The organism is Achromobacter pulmonis (assembly GCF_002885955.2).
In the GTDB taxonomy this organism is placed as follows: Bacteria; Pseudomonadota; Gammaproteobacteria; order Burkholderiales; family Burkholderiaceae_B; genus Achromobacter; species Achromobacter pulmonis_A.
Map to the genome: position 1 here is coordinate 159,540 of NZ_POQS01000004.1, position 20,123 is coordinate 179,662.

Here is a 20,123-nt window from a genome sequence, read left to right on the forward strand (position 1 = left end):
ATGCCGCAGGCCCATCGCTACGCCCTGTACCTGGCTCCCACCGGCCCCTGGCGCGAATACGGCAGCCGCTGGCTGGGCCGCTGCGCCGACACCGGCCAGGCGCTGGCCGCGCTGCCCGGGCAGGCCGATTTTCCGCGCGCATGGACCGAGGCCCCGCGCCACTACGGCCTGCACGCCACGCTGAAGCCGCCCTTCCGCCTGCGCTCCGGCGCCAGCCCTCACGAGGTCGACGCCGCCGCCCGCCGGCTGGCCGACGGCCGCAGCCCGTTCTCGCTGCAGCTGGACTGCGAACCGCTGCGCGGTTTCCTGGCCTGGCGCATCACCGACGCCGACGCGCCGGGCCGGGCCCGCATCCAGGAACTGGCCGACGCGGCCGTNCCGCAGCCCGTTCTCGCTGCAGCTGGACTGCGAACCGCTGCGCGGTTTCCTGGCCTGGCGCATCACCGACGCCGACGCGCCGGGCCGGGCCCGCATCCAGGAACTGGCCGACGCGGCCGTGCGCGACCTGGACCCGCTGCGCGCCCCGCCCACGCCCGAGGAGACCGCCAGGCGCCAGCCGCAATCGCTCACGCCCGCGCAGCAGGCCATGCTGGCGCGCTGGGGCTACCCCTATGTGTTCGATACCTATACCTTCCACATCACGCTGACCGGCAAGCTCGACGGCGACGCGCTGGCGCGGGCGCGGGCCGGCATCGCGGCCTTCGCCGATCCGCTGCGCGGCCAGGCCATGCCGGTGCCGGGCGTCAGCGTCTATGTGCAGCCCGAGCCCGGCGCCGACTTCGTCGCGGCCAGGCACTACGGTTTCGACGGCAGCTGCGCCGACGCCGCCGGCGCGGCGTATCTGCAAGGCCCGGCCGCGCAATGAACGTCTCCTACGCCCCGGCCGACGGCACGCGCCTGATCTACCTGATGGGCGCCTCGGGCAGCGGCAAGGACACGCTGCTGCGCCTGCTGCGCACGCACCTGCGCGGCGACGAACCGGTGCTGGTGGCGCACCGCTACATCACCCGCGAAAGCGGCGACAGCGAAGACTCGCTCAGCCTCACCGAAGACGAATTCGGCCGCCGCGCGGCGTTGGGCTGCTTCGCGCTGCGCTGGAGCAGCCACGGCCTGCATTACGGCATCGGCGTGGAGATCGACGCCTGGCTGGCCTGCGGCGCGGCCGTCATCATCAATGGCTCGCGCGCGCACCTGCCGCAGGCCCATGCGCGCTATCCGGCGCTGACGGCGGTGGAGGTCACGGTGGACCCGGCGCTCCTGGCCCGCCGGCTGGCCGGCCGCGGCCGCGAAAACGCCCAGCAGATCGCGCAGCGGCTGGCGCGCGCCACCCAGCCATACACGGTGCCGCCGCGCTGCCGGCTGCTGCGGGTCAACAACGACGCCGCACCGGAATCGGCGGCCGCTGAATTGCTGGATATTGCGCGCGGCAAACTGGCTGCGTAGTTCAGCCGGCCATCTCGTCGCAAAGATCCAGCAGGATGTCGGAGAAATATGTTTCGGCCGCCAGCGGCTGCTGGCGCTTGCGCCGGATCAGGTTGATCGGCGGCAGCTCCCAGCCGAAGTCCCAGGGCACCATTCCCAGCTTGCCGCGCTGGCACAGCTCGCGCGCGATGTCCTCGGGCACGACCGAGACGAAGGTTTCGTTCATGGCCAGCAGGCCTTCGATCACGTCGGTCGAATAGGCTTCCAGCACCGGGCTGGGCGGGCTCAGCTCCGCGCGGATGAAGTGCTCCACGATGAGTTGCCGCGTCGGCGTATTGGCCGCCGGCAGCACCCAGTCCAGCGCCGCCACCGCCGCCCAGTCCGGCCGGCGCCGCGCCAGCCGCTGGGCCAGCCGGCCGTGCGCGATCAGGCGCGGACGCTGGCGGTAGAGCGCACGGTGTATCAGGTCGTCCTGCGCCACCGACGAGGTGGCGCGGCCGATGATGCAGTCGAGTTCGTGCTGGCGCAGCATCGGGACCAGATGATCGGTGGTCGCGCGGTGCAGGCTGAGCGTCACGCCGTGGCGCTGGTGCAGCAGGCCGATGGCCTGGGTCAGCAGCGCGCTCGATACGTAAGGCACGACGCCGACCTGCAGATGCGCCGAGCGGCCCGCGTGCAGGGCTTCCACTTCGCGCGCCCACAGGTCCAGGTCGCTGAGCATGTGGCGCGCGCGCACCAGGGCCAGGCTGCCCAGCGCGGTGGGCTGCAGGCCCCGCCCGGTGCGCATGAACAGCCGCGCGCCGAAGATGTCTTCGAGTTCAGCCAGCGCCTTGGTGACCGCCGGCTGGCTGACGCCCGCCGCCGCCGCGACCCGCGTCAGCGAGCCGTGCCTGGCGATGTCGAGCAGCAGCACCAGATGGCGGTGCTTGAGGCGGTTGGCCAGACGGGCCGCGTCCCAGTTCACGATTTTTCCTATAACCAGTTGGTTATTCAATTATGCCAACAAAGGTAAATCCAGTTATTTCATGATCCTATACTGCGGACATCTTCCCGCCAGGAACCGCCCATGAACGCCTCCTTCACGACCCGCCCCGAAATCCGCGGCACGTTCGGCGTGGTCTCGTCCACCCACTGGCTCGCCACGCAAGTCGCGATGGGCGTGCTGGAGCGCGGCGGCAACGCCTATGACGCGGCGGCGGCCGGCGGCTTCACCTTGCAGATCGTCGAACCGCACCTGAACGGGCCGGGCGGCGAGGTGCCCATCCTGCTCTGGAGCGAACGCGAGCGGCGCATGCGCGCGCTGTGCGGCCAGGGACCGGCGCCGGCCCTGGCCACGCCCGCCCATTTCCGCGGATTGGGCCTGGACCTGGTGCCCGGCATCGGGCTGCTGCCGGCCACGGTGCCCGGCGCGTTCGGCGCGTGGCTGACGCTGCTGCGCGACTACGGCACCTGGGAACTGGCCGAGGTGCTGCGCCCGGCCATCGACTACGCGCGCAACGGCTTTCCGCTGGTGCCGCGCATCTCCCAGGCCATCCTGGCGGTGCAGGCGCTGTTTCGCGACGAATGGACCAGCTCGCGCGAGGTCTGGCTGCCCGACGGCCGGGTGCCCGCGCCCGACACCCTGTTCCGCACGCCCGCGATCGCGGCCACCTATACCCGCATCCTGGACCATGCGCATGCCGCCGGCGCCGACCGGCGCGGGCGCATCGACGCGGCGCTGGACGCGTGGTATCGCGGCTTCGTCGCCGACGCGATCGACGCCTTCTACAGCGGCGAACCGGTGCGCGACACGACCGGCCAGCGCAATCGCGGCCTGCTGCGCAAGTCCGATCTGGCCGACTGGCGCGCCACTTACGACGAGCCGCTGACCGTGGACTACGGCCGCTACACCGTGGCCAAATGCGGCGTCTGGTCGCAAGGCCCGGTGCATCTGCAACAGCTGGCCATGCTGCGCCACCTGGGCATGGAAGGCCTGGACCCGCAGTCGCCGGAATTCGTGCATCGCGTGGCCGAGGCGGCCAAGCTGGCCTTCGCCGACCGCTGCGCCTGGTACGGCGATCCCGATTTCGCGCAGGTGCCGCTGGCCGATCTGCTGAGCGACGGCTACGCGCGGACCCGCGCCGCCGGCATCGGCGCGCAGGCCTCGCGCGCATTCCAGCCGGGCAGCCCCGGCGCACGCGCGCCGCGCCTGCCGGATCTGGAGGCGGCCGCGCGCACGCTGGCGGCCTCCGACACCCGCTTCGGCGTGGGCGAACCGACCTTCGCGGCGCTGCCGCCCGTGTCCGAGTGGGCCGCGCGCGAACTGTTCGTGGGCGATACCTGCCAGATCGACGTCATCGACCGCGACGGCAATATGGTGGCCGCCACGCCGTCGGGCGGCTGGCTGTCGTCCAGCCCGGTCGTGCCGGGCCTGGGCTTTCCGCTGACCACGCGCCTGCAGATGACCTGGCTGGACGATGGCGTGCCCGGCCAGCTGCAGCCCGGCAAGCGCCCCTGCACCACGCTGTCGCCGGGCCTGGCGCTGCGCGACGGCCAGCCCTATATGGCCTTCGGCACGCCCGGCGGCGACCAGCAGGACCAATGGACGGTGGCCTTCTTCCTGCGCCATGCCATGGGCATGAACCTGCAGGAGGCCATCGACGCGCCGTCCTGGCACATCGACCATTTCCCCGGCTCTTTCTGGCCGCGCACGCTGACGCTCAACCGGCTGACGGTGGAGTCGCGCATGCCCGCGGCCACGCTGGACGCGCTGCGCGCCGCCGGCCACGAGGTCAAGGTCGGCCCGGACTGGTCGGAAGGACGCATCAGCGCCTGCACCCGCGAACCCGCCCCCGGCGGCGGCCTGCTGCTGCGCGCCGGCGCCAATCCGCGCGGCATGCAGGGCTACGCCGCCGGACGCTGAACCTGTTTCTTTCCAGCCGGCGCACAGACCGGCCTTTGCACAAGGGGTATTAACCATGACACTGCGATTCAAGAAACTGTTGCGCGCCTGCGCGCTGGGCCTGGCGCTGGCCGCGCCGGCCGCCGCCCACGCCGCCTGGCCGGAAAAGCCCATCACGCTGATCGTGCCGTGGGCCGCCGGCGGCTCCACCGACATCCTGGCGCGCATGCTGTCCGAAGGGCTGACGCAATCGCTCGGCCAGTCCGTCATCGTCGAGAACCGCTCGGGCGCCTCGGGCAACATCGGCACGGCCTTCGTGGCCCGCGCCAAGCCCGACNGCTCCACCGACATCCTGGCGCGCATGCTGTCCGAAGGGCTGACGCAATCGCTCGGCCAGTCCGTCATCGTCGAGAACCGCTCGGGCGCCTCGGGCAACATCGGCACGGCCTTCGTGGCCCGCGCCAAGCCCGACGGCTACACGCTGCTGGTGGGCTCCATGAGCACGCACACCATGAACCAGGCGCTCTACGCCAACATGCCGTTCGACGGCGTCAAGGACTTCACGCCCATCGCCGAACTCGCGCTGGTCACCAACACCATGGTGGTGAATCCGTCGGTGCCAGCGACGAACGTGAAGGAATTCATCGCCTACCTGAAGGCGCATCCGGACACCGTGACCTACGCCTCGGCGGGCCAGGGCTCCACCAACCACCTGAGCGCGGTGCTGTTCGAGAAGGCCGCCGGCGTGAAGATGACCCACATCCCCTATCGCGGCGGCGCGCCCGCGGTGCTGGACACCGTGGCTGGGCGCACCCAGGTGCTGTTCAGCGCCGGCACGCAGACCCTGCCGCACGTGCAGAACGGCAAGCTCAAGCTGCTGGCGGTGACCGAGGAAACGCGCTCGCCGCTGCTGCCCGACGTGCCCACGGTGGCCGAAACGCTGCCCGGCTATGAACTGGCGGTCTGGTACGGGGCCTTCGGCCCGGCCGGCATGCCGCCGGAACTCACGGCCCGGCTCAACCGCGAGATCAACCTAATCCTCAAGCGCCCGGAAGTGGTCAAGAAGATGGCCGACATGGGCGTGCTGCTGACCGAGACCACGCCCGAGCAGTTCGGCCAGATCCTGGCGCGCGACGCCGACAAGTACGGCAAGCTCATCAAAGAGCTGGGAATCACCGCAGAATGAACGCCGCCCCGACCCTGGCCGCGGTGCAGGCCATCGAACTGGCCTATGCCGCCGCCGACGCCACGGCCGCCCTGCGCGCCATCGACGCCTATGCGCACGCCACGCTGGCGCACACCTTGTGCACGGTGAACCGATACGACGCCGACGCGATCCGCGTGGTGCGCCTGTACAGCTCGAATCCGCAGGCCTATCCGCCCGGCGGCAGCAAGGACAAGGCCGGCACCGCATGGGGCCGGCACGTGCTGCACGAGCGCCGCGTCTTCGTCGGCGAAGGCGAGGACGCCATCCGCGAGTTCTTCGACGACCACGGCGCCATCCGCGAACTGGGCCTGCAATCGGTCATCAACGTGCCGGTGGTGTATGGGCAGGCCTGCCTGGGCACGGTGAATTTCCTGATGCCGCGTCCGCGCGTGTCGGACGCCGACGTCCACGCCGCGCGGCTGGCCGGCCTGCTGGCCTTGCCGGCCCTGCAGGCGCCCGGCCGGCCTTGATGGCCGGCGCCGGCGCGCGCCGCGCTCAGATCAGCGCGGCGCGGATGCGCGCGGACACCATGTCGATCACCACCACGAAGCCGACGATGATGATCATGACCGCGCAGGTTTCCGCGTAGCGGAAGCTGCGGATGATTTCCCACAGCACGGTGCCGATGCCGCCGGCGCCCACGATGCCCACGACGGACGCCGAGCGCACGTTGGACTCGAAGCGGTACAGCGAATACGAGATCCACAGCGGCAGCACCTGCGGGATCACGCCGTAGACGACCTCCTCCAGCGCGTTGGCGCCGGTGGCGCGCACCCCTTCGACCGGGCGCGGATCGATCGCCTCGACGGCTTCGGAGAACAGCTTGGCCAGCACGCCCGTGGTGTGCACCCACAGCGCCAGCACGCCGGCGAACGGCCCCAGGCCCACGGCCACGATGAACAGCATGGCGAACACCATTTCGTTGATGGCGCGGCAGGCGTCCATCAGGCGGCGCATCGGCTGGTAGACCCAGGCCGGCACCATGTTCGACGAGCACAGCAGGCCCAGCGGCACCGCCACCACGATGGCGAGGAACGTGCCCCATACCGCGATCTGCACCGTCACGATCATCTCGTCGAGGTACATGCGCCAGTCGCGGAAATTGGGCGGGAAGAAGTCGGCCGCGAACTGGGCCATGTTGCCCGAATCGCGCAGCAGGTCCAGGGGCCGCATGTCCGCGCCCCGCCACGACATGACGAGCAGCGCCAGCACGATGGCCCAGACGAGAAGAACCGGCAGCGACGAGCGCGGTGCGGCGGGAAGGCGGGAGGTATGCGTGGCGAGATTCATGGGGATGAGCGGCTGGCAAAAGAAATGTTCGGCTGCGCGTACGCCGGCCGCGTCGGACGACGGGCCGGCGGCCGGCGGTTGCGCTTACTGCTGTGCGGCGGGCTGGCCCAGGCTGGCCAGCTTCTTGTCGAGCTCGGCCAGCTGCTTCTGCTTTTCGGCCTGGCCCAGCGTGGTGTCGCCTTCGACCCGGGCCTTCTGGCGCGCCAGTTCGATCTGGCGGATGGGCACCAGCTGCTGGTTGTCGGAGGCGCGGAAGCCCTTGTAGGTCAGCGCCTTCAGGTTGGCCATTTCGCGCTCGGCGTCCTTGCCCTTGCCGTAGTTGACGAAGAAATCGCGGATCTTGGTCTTCATGTCGGCCGGCAGGTCGCTGCGCATGACCAGCGGGTCGGCCGGGATCAGCGGCGACTTCCACAGCACGCGCACGCTTTCGCTGGCGTCCTTGCCGGTGTTCAGGCGATAGCGCTCCAGCGACTCGGTGTTGTTGACCGCCACGTCGACCTGCTTGTTGATGACCGACAGCAGATTGGTTTCGTGGTTGCTGGCGCGCACCGACTTGAAGAAGGTCTTGGGTTCGATCTTGTTGGCGGCCCACAGGTAGTAGCCCGGCACGGCGGTGCCCGAGGTGGAGTTGGGGTCGCCCGCGCCGTAGCTGAGCTTGGCCCCGCGCTTGAGCACGTCGTCCAGCGTCTTCAGGTCGCTGTCCTTGTTGACGATCAGCACCGACCAGTAGCCGGGGTTGCCGTCCTTGTCGATGACCGAGGCGAACACTTCGCCCTGGGCGCGGTCCACGGCCTCGATCGCGGACTTGTTGCCGTACCAGGCGATCTGCACCTTGTTGAAGCGCATGCCTTCGATGATGCCGGCGTAGTCGGAGGCGAAGAAAGGCTTGACCGGCACGCCGATGGCGCGGCTCAGGTCGTCGATGACGGGCTGCCACACGGACTTCAGGTTGGTCGACGACTCCGTCGAGATGATGCCGAAGTTCAGCGGCTTGGCCTCTTCGGCATGGACTTGCGTGGACAGTGCCGCGGCGGCGATCAGGGTGACGAAGGTTCTGCGTAGCATGGGGGGCTCCGGGGTCGAAAGGGGGAGTGGAAATCCGGGAATCGGGGTGGGAATCAGGCGGCGTGCGCCAGTTGCGTCAGGGCCGCGGGCGCGGGCGTCGCGCTTTCGGGCAGCAGTTCGCCCAGCTCGGCGCCGTAGAGTTCGCGCAGCATGGCGGGCGTGAGCGCCGCCGACGGGCCGTCGTACACCACCTTGCCGTGGCGCAGCGCGACCACGCGCGGGCAGTAGCGCAGCGCCACGTCGACCTGGTGCAGCGACACCACCACCGCCACTTTGCGGCTGCGGTTGATCTGCGCCAGCGTGTCCATCACGCGGCGCGACGATTCCGGGTCGAGCGAGGCGATGGGCTCGTCGGCCAGGATGACGCGGGCGTTCTGCACCAGCGTGCGCGCGATGGCCGCGCGCTGCTGCTGGCCGCCGGACAGCGTGGAGGCGCGCTGAAATGCGTAGTCGTCTATACCAACCTGGGCAAGCGCATCGAGGCCCTGGCGCACTTCGGCGCGCAGGAAGCAGCGCGTCAGGCTGCGCCACAGCGGCACGCGTGGCAGCAGGCCGGTCAGGACGTTGGTGATGACGGGCAGGCGGCCCACCAGGTTGAACTGCTGGAACACGAAGCCGATGCCGGCGCGCGCGCCGCGCACGTTGCGGCTGAGGCGGCCGTCCTGCTGGATCGGCTGGCCGTTGACGGCCACGCTGCCCGCGTCGCCGGCCACGAAGCCGGCCAGATGGCGCAGCAGCGTGGACTTGCCCGAGCCGGAGGCGCCCAGCAAGGCGACCATTTCTCCGTCGGCCACTTGCAAGTCCACGCCGTCGAGCGCCTTGGCGCCCGCGTGGAAGCTCTTGCTCAGCCCTTGCACTTCGATGGCGTAAGTCATGGTCGAATTCCCCTTGATTGGTTCATGGGCGCATTCTGTTTTCGCGGCATGACAGCACGATGACCTGGGGATCGAATGATTTGGCGGAATTTAGGGACACCGCAATGGCCTGAAAGATCTCCGTCATAAACGCAGGCGCGCCAGCGCCGCGCGCCGCGGGTATATTCAAAACATCCCCACCACCTGCCGGGCGTTCATCATGATCAAGGGTTCCTGCCTGTGCGGCCGCATTGCGTACGAGATCACCGGCCCGCTCACCGACGTCCTCAACTGCCACTGCACGATGTGCCGCAAGTCGCACGGCGCGGCCTTCCGCAGCCGCGCCACGGTGCGGGTCACGGACTTCGCCTGGACGCGCGGCGAAAACCACGTCACCTGGTACTGCTCATCGCCGGGCAGCTACCGCGGCTTCTGCGAAGCCTGCGGCACGCCGCTGCTCAGCCGCTTCGACCAGCGGCCCGATTTCTACGGACTGCCGCTGGGTGCGCTGGACGACGACCCGGGCGTCAAACCCGCCGCGCACTGCCACGTCTCCAGCAAGGCGCCGTGGTTCGACATCACCGACAACCTGCCCCAGTACCCCGAGGGCTGCGGCTCGTTCGAAGAAGCCGATCCGCAGGCGGTTACATAAAAGCTCAACCAAACAGTTGAATCTCCGGCCTGGGCGGCGTTATATTCAACCGTATGGTTGAATCAACTTCCTCTCCCGCCCTGGATGCCGTGTTCCGCGCGCTGGCCGACCCCACGCGCCGCGACATGCTGCGCAGCCTGGCGCAAGGCGATCTGACCATCGGCGAACTGGCCGCCCCCTTGAGCATGAGTTTTGCGGGCGCCTCCAAACACGTGCAGGCCCTGGAGCGCGCCGGCCTGGTCCGGCGCTCCATCCGCGGCCGCACGCACGTATGCAGCCTCGATCCCGGACCCATGGCCGAGGCCATGCAGTGGCTGCGCTTTTATGAACAATTCTGGTCGGGCAGGCTGGGCGCGCTGGAAGCCGCGATCGCCGCCAGCCGCGCCCCGGCCGAGCCTTCTGGAGATCAGCATGAGTGATTACGGCGTCGTCCTTGACCCCACCTCCATCCGCTTCATCCGCATCCTGCCGGCCAGCGTCGAAGAGGTCTGGGCATTCCTGACCGAATCGGAGAAACGCGGCCGCTGGCTGGCCAGCGGCGACATGGAACTGCGCGAAGGCGGCGGCGTGACGCTGCGTTTCGTGCACGCGGACCTGTCCTCGGTGGCCGAGCCCGTGCCCGAGGCCTACAAACCCTATGCCGACGGCGTCACCACGCAGGGCGTCATCACCCGCTGCGAGCCGCCGCGGCTGCTGGCCTTCACCTGGGGCGGTTCGCCCGGCCATCCGTCCGAGGTCACGTTCGAGCTGTCGCCGCAGGACCAGGGCACCCGCCTGGTCCTGACGCACCGCAAGCTGGGCTCGCGCGGCGACATGGTGGACGTGGCCGGCGGCTGGCACGTGCACCTGGGCGTGCTGTCGGCCCGGATCGCCGGGCGCGAACCCGGACCTTTCTGGTCCGTGCTCGGGCAGGTCGAGGCGGAATACCGGCAGCGCATCCCGGGGGCCTGAAGTCGTTCAGCCGCAACTATCACAGGTCTGCAACAGATAAAAACTGGCTAATCATTGCGCTTTGCAGTAACATAAGTCCGTGATTTTTCCGCGAAAACCGGGCTTCGGTCATTCTGCGTCGCGAACCTGTAACGCCTCAGGGCAGTATTGCGAGGCCCCTTCTGGACGCGCCCGGCACTTCAGGATCAAGCCCGTCGCCGCCAGAGGCGCCACCGCACCGGGTGCAGTGCCTGCCGGCGCTGCACCAAACGTTCCAACCCGCTTCTTCCGGCAACGCGCGCATGGCGCGGCGCCGCGACCAAGCCGCGCATCGCGCGCACCTCGCCTGACCAGGCGCGAGTATCCGTCATTTCAGACATCCGCCAGGATGCCGTGGCCCCTACCGCGCCTGCCCGGACGTTTTACGTTCAAACCGCTGGACCTGCTAATTTGAGTCCAACGCGCTTGCCGCCCCGCGGCGAGCCATGCCGCCGGCATGGCTGCGCGTATTGATAGGAGTAGAAAATGGCTAAAGAAGAACTCATCGAACTGGATGGCATCGTTGACGAAGTGCTGCCCGATAGCCGCTATCGCGTCACGCTGGACAACGGCATCGAAGTCGGCGCCTACGCCTCCGGCCGCATCCGCAAGCACCGCATCCGCATCCTGGCCGGCGACCGCGTCACCCTGGAAATGTCGCCGTACGACCTGACCAAGGGCCGCATCAACTTCCGCCACAAGGACGAGCGCGCCCCCGCCACGGCCCAGCGCCGCCCGCAGCAGTTTCGCCGCTGAGCCGGATGCCAGGGCCGGCGGCTTCCAGCCGCCCCCGGCCTTTCCGGCGCCAGCCTTAAGCCGGCCCGCCGGCATGCCGTAATGCGGGCAGCGCCGCACCCTGAAAGAATGGCGATCCCGCCAGGCGCCACCTGGGGCGGGACGCGCACGACGCAAGATGGATCTGAAAGAACAGTTGCAGGCAGCCGCTGACGAGCTTGCCCTGGCGCGCCGGCGATACGCCAAGGGCGAGGAAGGCCTGCGCCTGCTGAACCAGTCGCGCGAGGCGTTCATCAACAGCCTGCGCAACACCGGCCTGACCTACGCCGAGGCCAAGACCAAATTCGACAACTGCCTGGACGAGCAACAGGCCCAGCAGCTGCACGTGCGCCAGCAGATGGAGTATGCCGAGCGCATGCACCAGCACGTGCTCGGCCAGATCGCGCTGCAGGCCGCGCCCGCCTGAGGCGCGCGCCCGCTCAGGGCTTGAACGCCCCGATGAAGATGGCGGGGTCCACGCGGGCGTCGTTCAGGCTGACGTTCCAGTGCAGATGCGGGCCGGTCGCCCGCCCCGTCGATCCCACCTTGCCCACCAGCCCGCCGCGCGGCAGCTCGTCGCCGACCTTCACGTCGATGGCCGACATGTGGCAGAACATGCTGACGAAACCCTGGCCGTGGTCCAGGAACACCGTCTTGCCATTGAAGAAGTAATCCCCCACCAGCACGACCACGCCGGCCGCCGGCGCCTTGATGGGCGTGCCCGCCGGTACGGCGAAATCCAGGCCCGAGTGCGGATTGCGCTCCTGGCCGTTGAAGAAGCGCCGCAGGCCGAAGGGGCTGGACAGGCGGCCGCCGTCGACCGGGCGGTCCAGCAGCAGGTTGCTGGGCGTGACCCCGGCGCGGTAGCCGCGATTGGCCGCGCTCTGCTCGGCCAGTTCGCGTTCGATGCGCTTGAGGTCGTCCGGGTTGGGTTCGACCTGGCGCTGGTTCTTCAGCGTGATGCGCTGGGCCGCGTATTCCTTGGCGCGGACCTTGAAGGACAGCGTGCGCTGGCCCTGCGCGTCGGACACGGAAACCTGGTGCTCGCCCGGCTTGACGCTGAGCGCGATGCCGACCACGGCGATCCAGCGCCGGCCCTCCTCGCGCACGACCAGCACGCGCCGCCCCTGGAACGTGACTTCGGGGGCCTGATCGGCGTCGCCCAGGCCCAGCACGGCGACGCCGCCGGGCACCGGGAAGTCTAGCTTGCGGGTGAGATAGCCGGCCGGCACGGCGTGCGCGGGCCAGCCCAGGCCGGCGGCGGCCGCGGCCAGCCCCAGCTTCAGAAGGTCGCGGCGTCGGAACATGGCGCTTACAGGCACAGGTTCGCCGGCTCGATGATGCTCTGGTCGCGCCGCGCGATGCGCGTGGACAGGCGGGCCTCGGTCTTGCCGCGCCAGTGGGTGGTGGTCAGCACCGCCTCGACGCCGAAGCTGTCCTGCTGGACCAGCTCGAAGCCGTTGCGCACGGCCTTGCGCTCGAATTCGATGCCCAGGTTCTTCCAGGCCTCGGCCACGCAGTTCGTGTAGTCCTCCGCCGTGCGCTGGGTCGAACCGTAGAACACGGGGTCGCGCTCGCGCACGTCTTTGACGTTGGCGCAGGCGGTCAGGGCGGCCAGGGCGGTAAGGGACAGGACGGTACGGACCTTCATGGCAATGGAACTCTCGTGCGGATGAAAATGGGATCGGGCGCGGCCAACTATAGCGCAGCGCCGGCGCGGTATCAGCGGCGGGCCGATTTGGGGCGGAAGGCCGCGACGACCTCGGGGCGGGTCTCGGCATACGGGCCGCCGATCAGGTCGATGCAATACGGAATGGCCGCGAAGATGCCCGGCACCAGCGCGGCGCCGTCCTCGCCCTTCAGGCCTTCCAGCGTTTCTCGGATGGATTTGGGCTGGCCGGGCAGGTTCACGATGAGGGCGGCGTGGTCGGCGGTTTCCCGGATCACGGCCACCTGCCGCGACAGGATCGCCGTGGGCACGAAGCGCAGGCTGATCTGGCGCATCTGTTCGCCGAAGCCCGGCATTTCCTTGGTGGCCACGGCCAGCGTCGCCTCCGGCGTGACGTCGCGGCGCGCCGGGCCGGTGCCGCCGGTGGTCAGCACCAGGTCGCAGCCGCAGCCGTCCACCAGTTCGATCAGCGTCTCGGAAATGCGGGCCGGCTCGTCGGGGATCAGGCGGTCGACCGCCTGCCACGGCGAGGCCAGCGCGCCGCCCAGCCACTCGCGCAGCGCGGGCAATCCCTGGTCCTGATAGGCGCCGCTGGAGGCGCGATCGGAAACGGATACCAGGCCGATGATCAGTTCATCGGGGTGGCTGCGGGCGATACGGGTAGCGGTCATGGCGAAATCGTCGTATGGGCAGAATGGGCGCCGCGGATGCGGCTCGTGGCGCGGTCAATCATGGAAATCCACGAGCACCGCGCAGCAACGATGCTATCGCATTCTTTCCCGGGGCTGGCTAACATCCGCCTACCCTCCGATCGGCGATCTTCCATGACTAAACGCACCTTGCGGCAGCACGCGCTGGCGGCGGCGCTGGCACTGGCCGCCGCCGCGGCCGCCGGATGGATCGCGCTGCACGCGCTGGCGCTGCGCACCGAGGCCGTGCCGCCCGCCGCCCCCGGCATCCACATCCCCAACCTGGGCAACACGCTGGAGGAACAGACCCGCAACCTGTCGCGCCTGAGCCAGGCCCTGCGCACGGGGGACCGCCTGGTCATCCTGGGTTCGTCGGAGCTGACCAGCAACGACCTGCGCTTCGTGCCCTACCGCTATCTGCCCGACGAGCTGCAGATGCCGGTGCTGGCCTACGGCCATTCGGGCTTCCAGTCCCTGGGCATGCAGCTGGTGCTGGCGGCGCTGGCCGACGATCTCTCGCCCGCGTCGCGCGTGGTGGTGATGCTGTCGCCCGGCTGGTTCGACGGCGACGGCGGACTGGGTCCGGACGAATTCAAGGAACACGTCAATCCGCTGCTGCCGCGCCTGCTGCGCCAGCCCGAGGGCCGGGCCGAGCTGCTGCGCTGGCTGCGGGCCAAGGGCGACGCGGGCGTGGCCTGGTCGATGGCGGCCGAACAGGCCTACGTGCTGCGCCAGCGCCTGGCCGGGCTGTGGACGCCGGCCCATGCCGCGCCCGCGCCGCAGCCGGAAATCGCGGGGCCGGCCGCCGCCGCCCGGGTGGTGGACTGGGACGCCCTGGCCAGCCAGGCGCAGGACGCCGAACAGGCCCGGATGGCAGGCAATCCCTATGCGGTGCGCGACGAGTTCTTCGGCAAGTACCTGCGGACGGTGCCGGCCGGCGGCAAGACGGCCTGGCTGCCCCAGCCGCTGACCGGCCGCGACGAGCTGCGCGAGCTGGACGCGCTGATGGCGCTGCTGCGCGGGCGCGGCGTGGACGCGCTGTTCGTGATGCAGCCGCTGCATCCGCTGGTGTTCAAGGACCTGGACCGCTTCGAGCCGGTGCGGCGCGAGGTCGCGGCGCTTTGCGGCCGCTACGCCATGCGCTGCATGGACATGTACGGCGCGCCCTTCGAAGTGGGCACGCTGCGCGACGTGCAGCACCTGGGCGAGCTGGGCTGGCTGCGCGTGAACCAGAAAATCGCCGAAACCTTTCGCCCCTGAAGACGGAGTCGCCCATGAAAAGAACCTTGTGGCTGTGCCTGCTGTACCTGGGGCTGCTGGCGGTCATGTTGATCCAGGCCGATACGTCCGCCAATCTGGGCAAGCCGATGGAAATCGAATTCCAATATTCAAAGTTCTGAGCCAGCCCGACGGTGCGTCCCGATTTTTCGGGCCGGAATGTGACAAGAAACAGGTCACAAATCTGCAATAATCAGCGTCTCGCCGGAACCTCTCCCCTCCTCCATGTTCGACCTCTTCCACGGCCTAGACTTCTGGGTTGGCCTCAGTCTCGTGCTGGCCCTGACATTCGTCCTGGCCTTCGAATTCATCAACGGATTTCATGACACGGCCAATGCCGTGGCCACCGTCATCTACACCAAGGCCATGCCGCCGCACCTGGCGGTCGTGCTTTCCGGCATTTTCAATTTCTTCGGCGTGCTGCTGGGCGGCGTGGGCGTGGCCTACGCCATCGTGCACCTGCTGCCGGTGGAGCTGCTGATCAACGTGGACACCGGCCGCGGGCTGGCCATGGTGTTCGCCATGCTGGCCGCGGCCATCGCCTGGAACCTGGGCACCTGGTACTTCGGCATCCCCGCCTCCAGCTCGCACACGCTGATCGGCTCGATCCTGGGCGTGGGCCTGGCCAATGCGCTGATCACCGACCTGCCGCTGGCCGAGGGCGTGAACTGGGGCAAGGCCATCGACATCGGCCTGTCGCTGGTGGTGTCGCCGGTGGCCGGCTTCCTGGTGGCCGGCGGCCTGTTGCTGGCGCTCAAGCGCTGGCTGCCGCTGTCGAAAATGCACAAGACGCCGGAACAGCGCCGCGCCATCGACAACAAAAAGCACCCGCCGTTCTGGAACCGCCTGGTGCTGGTGCTGTCGGCGATGGGCGTGAGCTTCGTGCACGGCTCCAACGACGGGCAGAAAGGCATCGGCCTGATCATGCTGGTGCTGATCGGCATCGTGCCGGCCAATTTCGTGCTGGACACCAACAGCACCACCTACCAGATCGAGCGCACCCGCGACGCGGCCAATCACCTGCAGATGTTCTACCAGCGCAACGAGGCGATGCTGGGCGATTACCTGGCGCTCAAGCGCCACGACGCCACCACCGAGCTGCCGCCGAACTTCCGCTGCGATCCCGAACTGACCCTGCCGACCATCGCCGCCCTGCAGACCGATCTGCACGGCGTGGCCAACTACGTCGACCTGCCGGCCGACAAGCGCATCTCCGTGCGCCGCTACCTGCTGTGCCTGGACGACACGGCCAAGAAGGTGGCGCGCATCGAAGGCCTGCCGGCGCGCGAACGCTCGGACTTGCAGCGCCTGCGCGCCGACCTCACGGCCACCACCGAGTACGCCCCGTTCTGGGTCATCGTGGCGGTGGCCCTGGCCCTGGGCGCGGGCACCATGGTCGGCTGGCGCCGCGTGGTGCTGACGGTGGGCGAGAAGATCGGCAAGCAGGGCATGACGTATGCGCAAGGCATGTCCGCGCAGCTGACCGCGATGGGCGCCATCGGCCTGGCCAACGTGTTCAGCCTGCCGGTGTCGACCACCCACGTCCTGTCCTCGGGCGTGGCCGGCACCATGGTCGCCAACCGCACCGGCCTGCACGGCAGCACGGTGCGCAACATCCTGATGGCCTGGGTGCTGACCCTGCCGGCCTCGATGCTGCTGGCCGCCGGCCTGTTCTGGGTCGGCGTGCAGATCGCGGGCTGACCGCGCGTCCGCGGACGAACGCCCGACGCGCGGCACCCATCAGCCAGCCAACGCCAGCAAAACCCCATACCCCGCCATGCCCAGCAGCACGGCCGCGCCCGTGTTGCTGACCAGCCGCGCCGCCACGGCCGTGACGACCAGCCCGCCGGCATAAGGCCCGATAATTGCGGCCTGCTCGCCGGCGGCAAGCAGGTCGGGCACGATCACCGCGGCGGCGATGCCCGCCAGCAGCGACGGTCCCAGCGCGGCCAGCGCCGAGCCTTCGCGCGACAGGTGGCGCAGCAGCCGGCTGCGCTCCGACAGCATGAAGGGCAGCGCCCGGGTCAGATAAGTGATCACGGCCATGGCGGCCACCGCCGCCCAGAAACCCAGTCCGTCGGCGTTCATGCCGTTCTCCTCAGGCGGTATGCGATGCAGCCCACGACGGCGCCGACCAGAATGGCCGTGCTGGTGTATCCCAGCGCGGCGACCGCGCCGGCGGCGGCCACCGCGGCCATCACCGGCAGGCCCATGCCGCGCCGGGCGCTCTGGCACACCAGGGCCATGAACAGCGCCGGCAGCGCGAAGCGCATCACCTGCGACAGCATCGGGTAATGGCGTTCCAGCCCGTCGCCGGCATAGACGCCGACGGCGGTGCCGGCGATCCAGGTCAGCCAGGCCCCCAGCCCCAGGGCCGTCATCCAGTCCTGGCGGCTTGCCGGGCTGACGCCCTGCAGGCGGTTGAAGGCGGTGGCGAAGACCTCGTCGGTCAGCAGAAAGGCGATTTTCAGGCGGTCGCGCAGCGCCGCCGGCAGAAAGCGCGACAGCAGCGGGCCGTACAGCAGGTGGCGGGCGTTGAGCAGCGAGCACAGCGCCACCACCCACAGCCAGGGCGTGCCGGCCTTGATGGACGCGAGCAGCAGGAACTGGCTGGCGCCGGCATACACCAGCACCGAAATCAGCACGACCTGCAGCGGCGCCAGGCCGGCCGCCATGCCGGCGATGCCGAAGGTCACGGCCACCGGAAAGTAGCCGATCATGACCGGCAGGCAGGATTTCAGGCCATCGAGGCGCGCGCCCGCGGGAGCGGGCGCCGGGGCGGATGAAGTCTCCAAGTTTTTTCGCTTTTATGGGTTGCGGCAGGCGCGTAGTTTACCGAGCCTCGTTACCCGGCCCCGCTAGACGTCGTCGGCCCCCAGCACCCGCAACTGGGCTTTCAGGCGCCGCACCTCCTGGCTCAGGTCCAGGATCAGCGCCGCGGCGTCCAGGCTGGCGCCGAAATCGCGCTCCAGCCGCCGCGCGTCCAGCGCGCGCTGCAGGTCCACGCTGTAGAAACGCCATTCCGCGGGCCGGCGTCCGCTGGCGTTGACGATGCCGACCTCGACCAGCCGGGCTATCCATTCCACTTCCTGGCCACAGGCGCGAGCGAGGTCGTCGGCGCTCAGCGGCTGCGACTTGCCCACGACGGTGGCGCTGGTGATGACGAGCTTCTTCATGATCAGACCCCCATGTGGCGCCGCGGGTTGAAAGGCAGCTCCTGTTCCAGCCTGCGGTAGGCCGCCTTGGCCGCCTCGCTGTCGGCCGGCGGCAGCACCAGGTCCAGCACCAGGTACAGGTCTCCCGGCGGATCGCCCGGAATGCCGCGTCCGCGCAGGCGCAGCTTGCGGCCGTTGCCGGAACCCGGCGGAATCGTGACCTCGACCGCGCCGCCCGGCGTGGGCGCCGTGACGGCGGCGCCCAGCGCGGCCTCCCAGGGCGCCACCGGCAGCGTCATGTAGAGATCGCGGCCGTCGGCGCGGTAGCGCGGGTGCGGCTTGAAGCGGATCTCCAGGTACAGGTCGCCGTTTTCACCCCCGCCATAGCCGGGCATGCCCTGGCCGGCCAGCCGGATGTACTGGCCTTCGCGCACGCCCGCGGGAATCCGCACGCTCAGCGTACGGGTCTGCATCTGCGGATGGCCTTCGTCGTCGATCTTCATGGAACGCAGGCTGATGTCGCGCGTGGCGCCCTTGATCGCATCCTCCAGGTCCACCTCGATGGCGGCGTGATGGTCTTCGCCGCGCGCGCGGAATTCCTGCTGCTGCGGGCCGCCGCGGCGGGCGCGGCCGCCGAACAGCGACGAGAAGAATTCGCTGAACTGGGCTTCCTCGCCGGGCGCCGCGCCGCGGTGGAATTCGAAGCCCTCGTCCCAGCCGGGCGGCGGCTGGAAGCCGCCTCCGGGCGACACGCCCGCGGCCAGATTGTCGTAGGCCAGCCGTTTTTCCTGGTCGCGCAGCACGTCGTAGGCCTCGTTGACGTCGCGCATCTTGGTCTCGGCGTCTTTTTCCTTGCTGACGTCGGGATGGTACTTGCGGGCGAGCTTGCGGTAGGCGCGCCGGATCTCGTCCTCGGACGCGCCGCGCTCCACTCCTAAAATGCCGTAGTAATCCTTGAACTCCATGGTCCGCCCTTTGCGAGGGTTGCGGCCGCCTTCGGATCGCGCCGGAATCCGGCCTTGAATATCAAGAAGATAGGGGCTGCGTACCGATTTTTCAATGCGTCCGGTCAGCCATCGTGCGCGGCGGCCGGGACGGCGATTAGCGTAGTATTTATGTTTTACCGGGTGAAACCGTCCTATCGCAACGCAGGATCGACCATGAAAATGAGCAATATCCCCTTCGGCACCACAGACTGGTCCGAGGTGGAACGCACCGAACACGCCGGCGAGACCGGCATGGCCTACTGGCGCACGCGGCACTTCGGCGACCTGCGCGTGCGCATGGTCGAATACACGCCCGGCTACCTGGCCGACCACTGGTGCAGCAAGGGCCACATCCTGTTCTGCCTGGAAGGCGAACTGCACACCGAACTCGAGGACGGCCGGCAATTCGTGCTGACGCCCGGCATGAGCTACCAGGTCGCGGACCAGGCCGAGCCGCACCGTTCCTCGACCGCCACCGGGGCCCGGCTCTTCATCGTGGACTGAGCCGGCCCGCATCAGTTTGGATATCACCGGAGACCGCACTTGGGCGCCCCGCTTACGCTATTCGTCGATTCCCTGTTCCTCAGCCCCTACGCCATGTCGGCCTATGTGGCGCTGACCGAGAAACGGCTGCCGTTCGAAATCCGCCCCATCGACCTGGAGGCGGGCGAGCAGCGCATGCAGCCCTACCAGGCGCGCGCCCTGACTTCGCGGGTGCCCGCCCTGACCCACGAGGGCTTTCACCTGACCGAATCGAGCGCCATCGCCGAATACCTGGACGAAGCCTTCCCGGCGCCGGCGCATGCCGCGCTCTATCCGAAGGAGCTGCGGGCGCGCGCCCGCGCCCGCCAGCTGCAGGCCTGGCTACGCAGCGACCTGGCCGCGCTGCGCCAGGAGCGCCCCACCGAAACCGTGTTCTACGGCGCCGCCGGCCAGCCGCTGTCCGACGCCGCCCATGCCGCGGCCGCCAAGCTCATCCAGGTGGCGAGCTGTCTGCTGGAAGGCGGCCGGTCCTGTCTGTTCGATGAATGGTGCATCGCGGACACCGACCTGGCGGTGACGCTCAAGCGCCTGTCCCAGGACGACCTGCCCGACGCGCTGCGCGCCTACGCCGACGGGCAATGGCAGCGGCCCTCGGTGCAGACCTGGCTGGAGCACAACGCCGCGGCGCGGGCCTGATCGGGCGCGCCGGCCGCGGCGCGGGATATAAAGGGACGGGTAATTCCGGCCTG

25 protein-coding genes and 3 pseudogenes are annotated in these 20,123 nt (G+C 69.2%); 17 read left to right on the forward strand and 11 right to left on the reverse strand.

The annotated features are described in order from the left end of the window. The 3 genes and pseudogenes from C1I89_RS35285 to phnN all read left to right on the forward strand — a co-directional run. Nucleotides 1-225, forward strand: a pseudogene (locus C1I89_RS35285) (DUF1045 domain-containing protein); the annotation flags it as partial. Between the two features lie 214 nt (nucleotides 226-439). Continuing rightward, nucleotides 440-865, forward strand: a complete 426-nt coding sequence (locus tag C1I89_RS15785; protein ID WP_258231476.1) for a DUF1045 domain-containing protein — start codon at nucleotides 440-442, stop codon at nucleotides 863-865. Further along, nucleotides 862-1,443: a phosphonate metabolism protein/1,5-bisphosphokinase (PRPP-forming) PhnN gene (phnN, locus tag C1I89_RS15790; protein ID WP_102774137.1), complete on the forward strand. Its 582-nt coding sequence runs from the start codon at nucleotides 862-864 to the stop codon at nucleotides 1,441-1,443. Before C1I89_RS15785 ends, phnN begins: the two co-directional genes overlap by 4 nt. A 1-nt stretch (nucleotide 1,444) precedes the next feature. Here phnN and C1I89_RS15795 read toward each other — a convergent pair whose 3' ends face one another. Further along, on the reverse strand, nucleotides 1,445-2,386 hold the full coding sequence (locus tag C1I89_RS15795) for a LysR family transcriptional regulator (protein WP_102773656.1): 942 nt from the start codon (nucleotides 2,384-2,386) through the stop codon (nucleotides 1,445-1,447). A gap of 102 nt (nucleotides 2,387-2,488) precedes the next feature. Here C1I89_RS15795 and C1I89_RS15800 point away from each other — a divergent pair, with 102 nt between their 5' ends. The 4 genes and pseudogenes from C1I89_RS15800 (at nucleotide 2,489) to C1I89_RS15810 (ending at nucleotide 5,980) form a co-directional block, all read left to right on the forward strand. Continuing rightward, entirely contained in the window at nucleotides 2,489-4,324 is a 1,836-nt protein-coding gene (locus C1I89_RS15800) for a gamma-glutamyltransferase family protein (protein ID WP_102773657.1), read from the forward strand. 205 nt (nucleotides 4,325-4,529) lie between these two features. Then, a pseudogene (locus C1I89_RS35885) lies at nucleotides 4,530-4,637 on the forward strand (tripartite tricarboxylate transporter substrate-binding protein); the annotation flags it as partial. A 6-nt stretch (nucleotides 4,638-4,643) separates the two neighbouring features. Continuing rightward, a pseudogene (locus tag C1I89_RS15805) lies at nucleotides 4,644-5,489 on the forward strand (Bug family tripartite tricarboxylate transporter substrate binding protein); the annotation flags it as partial. Beyond that, nucleotides 5,486-5,980 (forward strand): GAF domain-containing protein, encoded by a 495-nt coding sequence (locus C1I89_RS15810; protein ID WP_102773658.1) that lies wholly within the window; start codon nucleotides 5,486-5,488, stop codon nucleotides 5,978-5,980. The pseudogene C1I89_RS15805 and the gene C1I89_RS15810, both read left to right, overlap by 4 nt. 25 nt (nucleotides 5,981-6,005) lie before the next feature. On the opposite strand, the gene phnE is transcribed toward C1I89_RS15810, so the two are convergent. The 3 genes from phnE to phnC form a co-directional block, all read right to left on the reverse strand. Next, nucleotides 6,006-6,800 (reverse strand): phosphonate ABC transporter, permease protein PhnE, encoded by a 795-nt coding sequence (gene phnE / locus C1I89_RS15815; protein ID WP_102773659.1) that lies wholly within the window; start codon nucleotides 6,798-6,800, stop codon nucleotides 6,006-6,008. A gap of 84 nt (nucleotides 6,801-6,884) precedes the next feature. Continuing rightward, on the reverse strand, nucleotides 6,885-7,865 hold the full coding sequence (gene phnD / locus C1I89_RS15820) for a phosphonate ABC transporter substrate-binding protein (protein WP_102773660.1): 981 nt from the start codon (nucleotides 7,863-7,865) through the stop codon (nucleotides 6,885-6,887). A gap of 53 nt (nucleotides 7,866-7,918) precedes the next feature. Then, complete coding sequence (gene phnC / locus C1I89_RS15825; RefSeq protein WP_102773661.1) at nucleotides 7,919-8,740, reverse strand: phosphonate ABC transporter ATP-binding protein; 822 nt, start codon at nucleotides 8,738-8,740, stop codon at nucleotides 7,919-7,921. A 199-nt stretch (nucleotides 8,741-8,939) separates the two neighbouring features. Between phnC and C1I89_RS15830 the strand changes: the two genes are divergently transcribed. From C1I89_RS15830 to C1I89_RS15850, 5 genes are all read left to right on the forward strand, one after another. Further along, on the forward strand, nucleotides 8,940-9,371 hold the full coding sequence (locus C1I89_RS15830) for a GFA family protein (protein WP_102773662.1): 432 nt from the start codon (nucleotides 8,940-8,942) through the stop codon (nucleotides 9,369-9,371). A 53-nt stretch (nucleotides 9,372-9,424) separates the two neighbouring features. Beyond that, a complete protein-coding gene (locus C1I89_RS15835) occupies nucleotides 9,425-9,790 on the forward strand; it encodes an ArsR/SmtB family transcription factor (RefSeq protein WP_102773663.1) in 366 nt (121 codons plus the stop codon). After that, the gene (locus C1I89_RS15840; protein ID WP_102773664.1) at nucleotides 9,783-10,322 is read left to right on the forward strand and encodes an SRPBCC family protein; all 540 of its coding nucleotides are present in this window, start codon (nucleotides 9,783-9,785) and stop codon (nucleotides 10,320-10,322) included. The genes C1I89_RS15835 and C1I89_RS15840 overlap by 8 nt, the downstream gene beginning before the upstream one ends. A 504-nt stretch (nucleotides 10,323-10,826) precedes the next feature. Further along, nucleotides 10,827-11,096, forward strand: a complete 270-nt coding sequence (infA, locus tag C1I89_RS15845; protein WP_102773665.1) for a translation initiation factor IF-1 — start codon at nucleotides 10,827-10,829, stop codon at nucleotides 11,094-11,096. Nucleotides 11,097-11,253: 157 nt separating this feature from the next. Continuing rightward, the gene (locus C1I89_RS15850) at nucleotides 11,254-11,541 is read left to right on the forward strand and encodes a hypothetical protein (protein WP_102773666.1); all 288 of its coding nucleotides are present in this window, start codon (nucleotides 11,254-11,256) and stop codon (nucleotides 11,539-11,541) included. A 13-nt stretch (nucleotides 11,542-11,554) separates the two neighbouring features. Here the strand turns inward: C1I89_RS15850 and C1I89_RS15855 are convergent, their stop codons facing one another. From C1I89_RS15855 to mog, 3 genes are all read right to left on the reverse strand, one after another. Next, nucleotides 11,555-12,421, reverse strand: coding sequence for a peptidoglycan DD-metalloendopeptidase family protein (locus C1I89_RS15855; protein ID WP_102773667.1), 867 nt, complete (start codon nucleotides 12,419-12,421; stop codon nucleotides 11,555-11,557). A 5-nt stretch (nucleotides 12,422-12,426) separates the two neighbouring features. Next, a complete protein-coding gene (locus C1I89_RS15860) occupies nucleotides 12,427-12,765 on the reverse strand; it encodes a hypothetical protein (protein ID WP_102773668.1) in 339 nt (112 codons plus the stop codon). Nucleotides 12,766-12,836: 71 nt separating this feature from the next. Continuing rightward, complete coding sequence (gene mog / locus C1I89_RS15865; protein WP_102773669.1) at nucleotides 12,837-13,454, reverse strand: molybdopterin adenylyltransferase; 618 nt, start codon at nucleotides 13,452-13,454, stop codon at nucleotides 12,837-12,839. 153 nt (nucleotides 13,455-13,607) lie between these two features. Between mog and C1I89_RS15870 the strand changes: the two genes are divergently transcribed. The 3 genes from C1I89_RS15870 (at nucleotide 13,608) to C1I89_RS15875 (ending at nucleotide 16,451) form a co-directional block, all read left to right on the forward strand. Then, on the forward strand, nucleotides 13,608-14,732 hold the full coding sequence (locus C1I89_RS15870) for a D-alanyl-lipoteichoic acid biosynthesis protein DltD (protein WP_102773670.1): 1,125 nt from the start codon (nucleotides 13,608-13,610) through the stop codon (nucleotides 14,730-14,732). Nucleotides 14,733-14,746: 14 nt separating this feature from the next. Next, nucleotides 14,747-14,872, forward strand: coding sequence for a hypothetical protein (locus C1I89_RS35290; RefSeq protein ID WP_258231456.1), 126 nt, complete (start codon nucleotides 14,747-14,749; stop codon nucleotides 14,870-14,872). A gap of 103 nt (nucleotides 14,873-14,975) precedes the next feature. After that, nucleotides 14,976-16,451, forward strand: coding sequence for an inorganic phosphate transporter (locus tag C1I89_RS15875; RefSeq protein WP_102773671.1), 1,476 nt, complete (start codon nucleotides 14,976-14,978; stop codon nucleotides 16,449-16,451). A gap of 39 nt (nucleotides 16,452-16,490) precedes the next feature. Here C1I89_RS15875 and C1I89_RS15880 read toward each other — a convergent pair whose 3' ends face one another. The 4 genes from C1I89_RS15880 to C1I89_RS15895 all read right to left on the reverse strand — a co-directional run bounded on the left by C1I89_RS15880 (nucleotide 16,491) and on the right by C1I89_RS15895 (nucleotide 18,870). Further along, entirely contained in the window at nucleotides 16,491-16,838 is a 348-nt protein-coding gene (locus C1I89_RS15880; RefSeq protein ID WP_102773672.1) for an AzlD domain-containing protein, read from the reverse strand. Further along, the gene (locus C1I89_RS15885; protein WP_102773673.1) at nucleotides 16,835-17,545 is read right to left on the reverse strand and encodes an AzlC family ABC transporter permease; all 711 of its coding nucleotides are present in this window, start codon (nucleotides 17,543-17,545) and stop codon (nucleotides 16,835-16,837) included. Before C1I89_RS15885 ends, C1I89_RS15880 begins: the two co-directional genes overlap by 4 nt. 63 nt (nucleotides 17,546-17,608) lie before the next feature. Beyond that, nucleotides 17,609-17,926, reverse strand: a complete 318-nt coding sequence (locus C1I89_RS15890) for a chaperone modulator CbpM (RefSeq protein WP_102773674.1) — start codon at nucleotides 17,924-17,926, stop codon at nucleotides 17,609-17,611. A 2-nt stretch (nucleotides 17,927-17,928) separates the two neighbouring features. Then, entirely contained in the window at nucleotides 17,929-18,870 is a 942-nt protein-coding gene (locus C1I89_RS15895; RefSeq protein ID WP_102773675.1) for a DnaJ C-terminal domain-containing protein, read from the reverse strand. Between the two features lie 195 nt (nucleotides 18,871-19,065). Between C1I89_RS15895 and C1I89_RS15900 the strand changes: the two genes are divergently transcribed. Both C1I89_RS15900 and yfcF read left to right on the forward strand, forming a co-directional pair. Continuing rightward, the gene (locus C1I89_RS15900) at nucleotides 19,066-19,395 is read left to right on the forward strand and encodes a DHCW motif cupin fold protein (protein ID WP_102773676.1); all 330 of its coding nucleotides are present in this window, start codon (nucleotides 19,066-19,068) and stop codon (nucleotides 19,393-19,395) included. Between the two features lie 39 nt (nucleotides 19,396-19,434). Continuing rightward, nucleotides 19,435-20,070, forward strand: a complete 636-nt coding sequence (gene yfcF, locus C1I89_RS15905; protein WP_102773677.1) for a glutathione transferase — start codon at nucleotides 19,435-19,437, stop codon at nucleotides 20,068-20,070. Nucleotides 20,071-20,123 lie beyond the last annotated feature (53 nt).

Bases quoted from the DNA above. Each gene is read 5' to 3' on its own strand.
- phnN (WP_102774137.1), top strand. From the start codon at position 862: ATGAACGTCTCCTACGCCCCGGCCGACGGCACGCGCCTGATCTACCTG.
- C1I89_RS15810 (WP_102773658.1), top strand. From the start codon at position 5,486: ATGAACGCCGCCCCGACCCTGGCCGCGGTGCAGGCCATCGAACTGGCC.
- C1I89_RS15835 (WP_102773663.1), top strand. From the start codon at position 9,425: ATGGTTGAATCAACTTCCTCTCCCGCCCTGGATGCCGTGTTCCGCGCG.
- C1I89_RS15900 (WP_102773676.1), top strand. From the start codon at position 19,066: ATGAAAATGAGCAATATCCCCTTCGGCACCACAGACTGGTCCGAGGTG.
- C1I89_RS15860 (WP_102773668.1), bottom strand. From the start codon at position 12,765: ATGAAGGTCCGTACCGTCCTGTCCCTTACCGCCCTGGCCGCCCTGACC.
- C1I89_RS15850 (WP_102773666.1), top strand. From the start codon at position 11,254: ATGGATCTGAAAGAACAGTTGCAGGCAGCCGCTGACGAGCTTGCCCTG.
- C1I89_RS35290 (WP_258231456.1), top strand. From the start codon at position 14,747: ATGAAAAGAACCTTGTGGCTGTGCCTGCTGTACCTGGGGCTGCTGGCG.
- C1I89_RS15895 (WP_102773675.1), bottom strand. From the start codon at position 18,870: ATGGAGTTCAAGGATTACTACGGCATTTTAGGAGTGGAGCGCGGCGCG.
- C1I89_RS15830 (WP_102773662.1), top strand. From the start codon at position 8,940: ATGATCAAGGGTTCCTGCCTGTGCGGCCGCATTGCGTACGAGATCACC.
- C1I89_RS15875 (WP_102773671.1), top strand. From the start codon at position 14,976: ATGTTCGACCTCTTCCACGGCCTAGACTTCTGGGTTGGCCTCAGTCTC.
- mog (WP_102773669.1), bottom strand. From the start codon at position 13,454: ATGACCGCTACCCGTATCGCCCGCAGCCACCCCGATGAACTGATCATC.
- C1I89_RS15840 (WP_102773664.1), top strand. From the start codon at position 9,783: ATGAGTGATTACGGCGTCGTCCTTGACCCCACCTCCATCCGCTTCATC.
- C1I89_RS15880 (WP_102773672.1), bottom strand. From the start codon at position 16,838: ATGAACGCCGACGGACTGGGTTTCTGGGCGGCGGTGGCCGCCATGGCC.
- phnD (WP_102773660.1), bottom strand. From the start codon at position 7,865: ATGCTACGCAGAACCTTCGTCACCCTGATCGCCGCCGCGGCACTGTCC.
- infA (WP_102773665.1), top strand. From the start codon at position 10,827: ATGGCTAAAGAAGAACTCATCGAACTGGATGGCATCGTTGACGAAGTG.
- C1I89_RS15890 (WP_102773674.1), bottom strand. From the start codon at position 17,926: ATGAAGAAGCTCGTCATCACCAGCGCCACCGTCGTGGGCAAGTCGCAG.
- phnE (WP_102773659.1), bottom strand. From the start codon at position 6,800: ATGAATCTCGCCACGCATACCTCCCGCCTTCCCGCCGCACCGCGCTCG.
- C1I89_RS15800 (WP_102773657.1), top strand. From the start codon at position 2,489: ATGAACGCCTCCTTCACGACCCGCCCCGAAATCCGCGGCACGTTCGGC.
- phnC (WP_102773661.1), bottom strand. From the start codon at position 8,740: ATGACTTACGCCATCGAAGTGCAAGGGCTGAGCAAGAGCTTCCACGCG.
- C1I89_RS15855 (WP_102773667.1), bottom strand. From the start codon at position 12,421: ATGTTCCGACGCCGCGACCTTCTGAAGCTGGGGCTGGCCGCGGCCGCC.
- C1I89_RS15870 (WP_102773670.1), top strand. From the start codon at position 13,608: ATGACTAAACGCACCTTGCGGCAGCACGCGCTGGCGGCGGCGCTGGCA.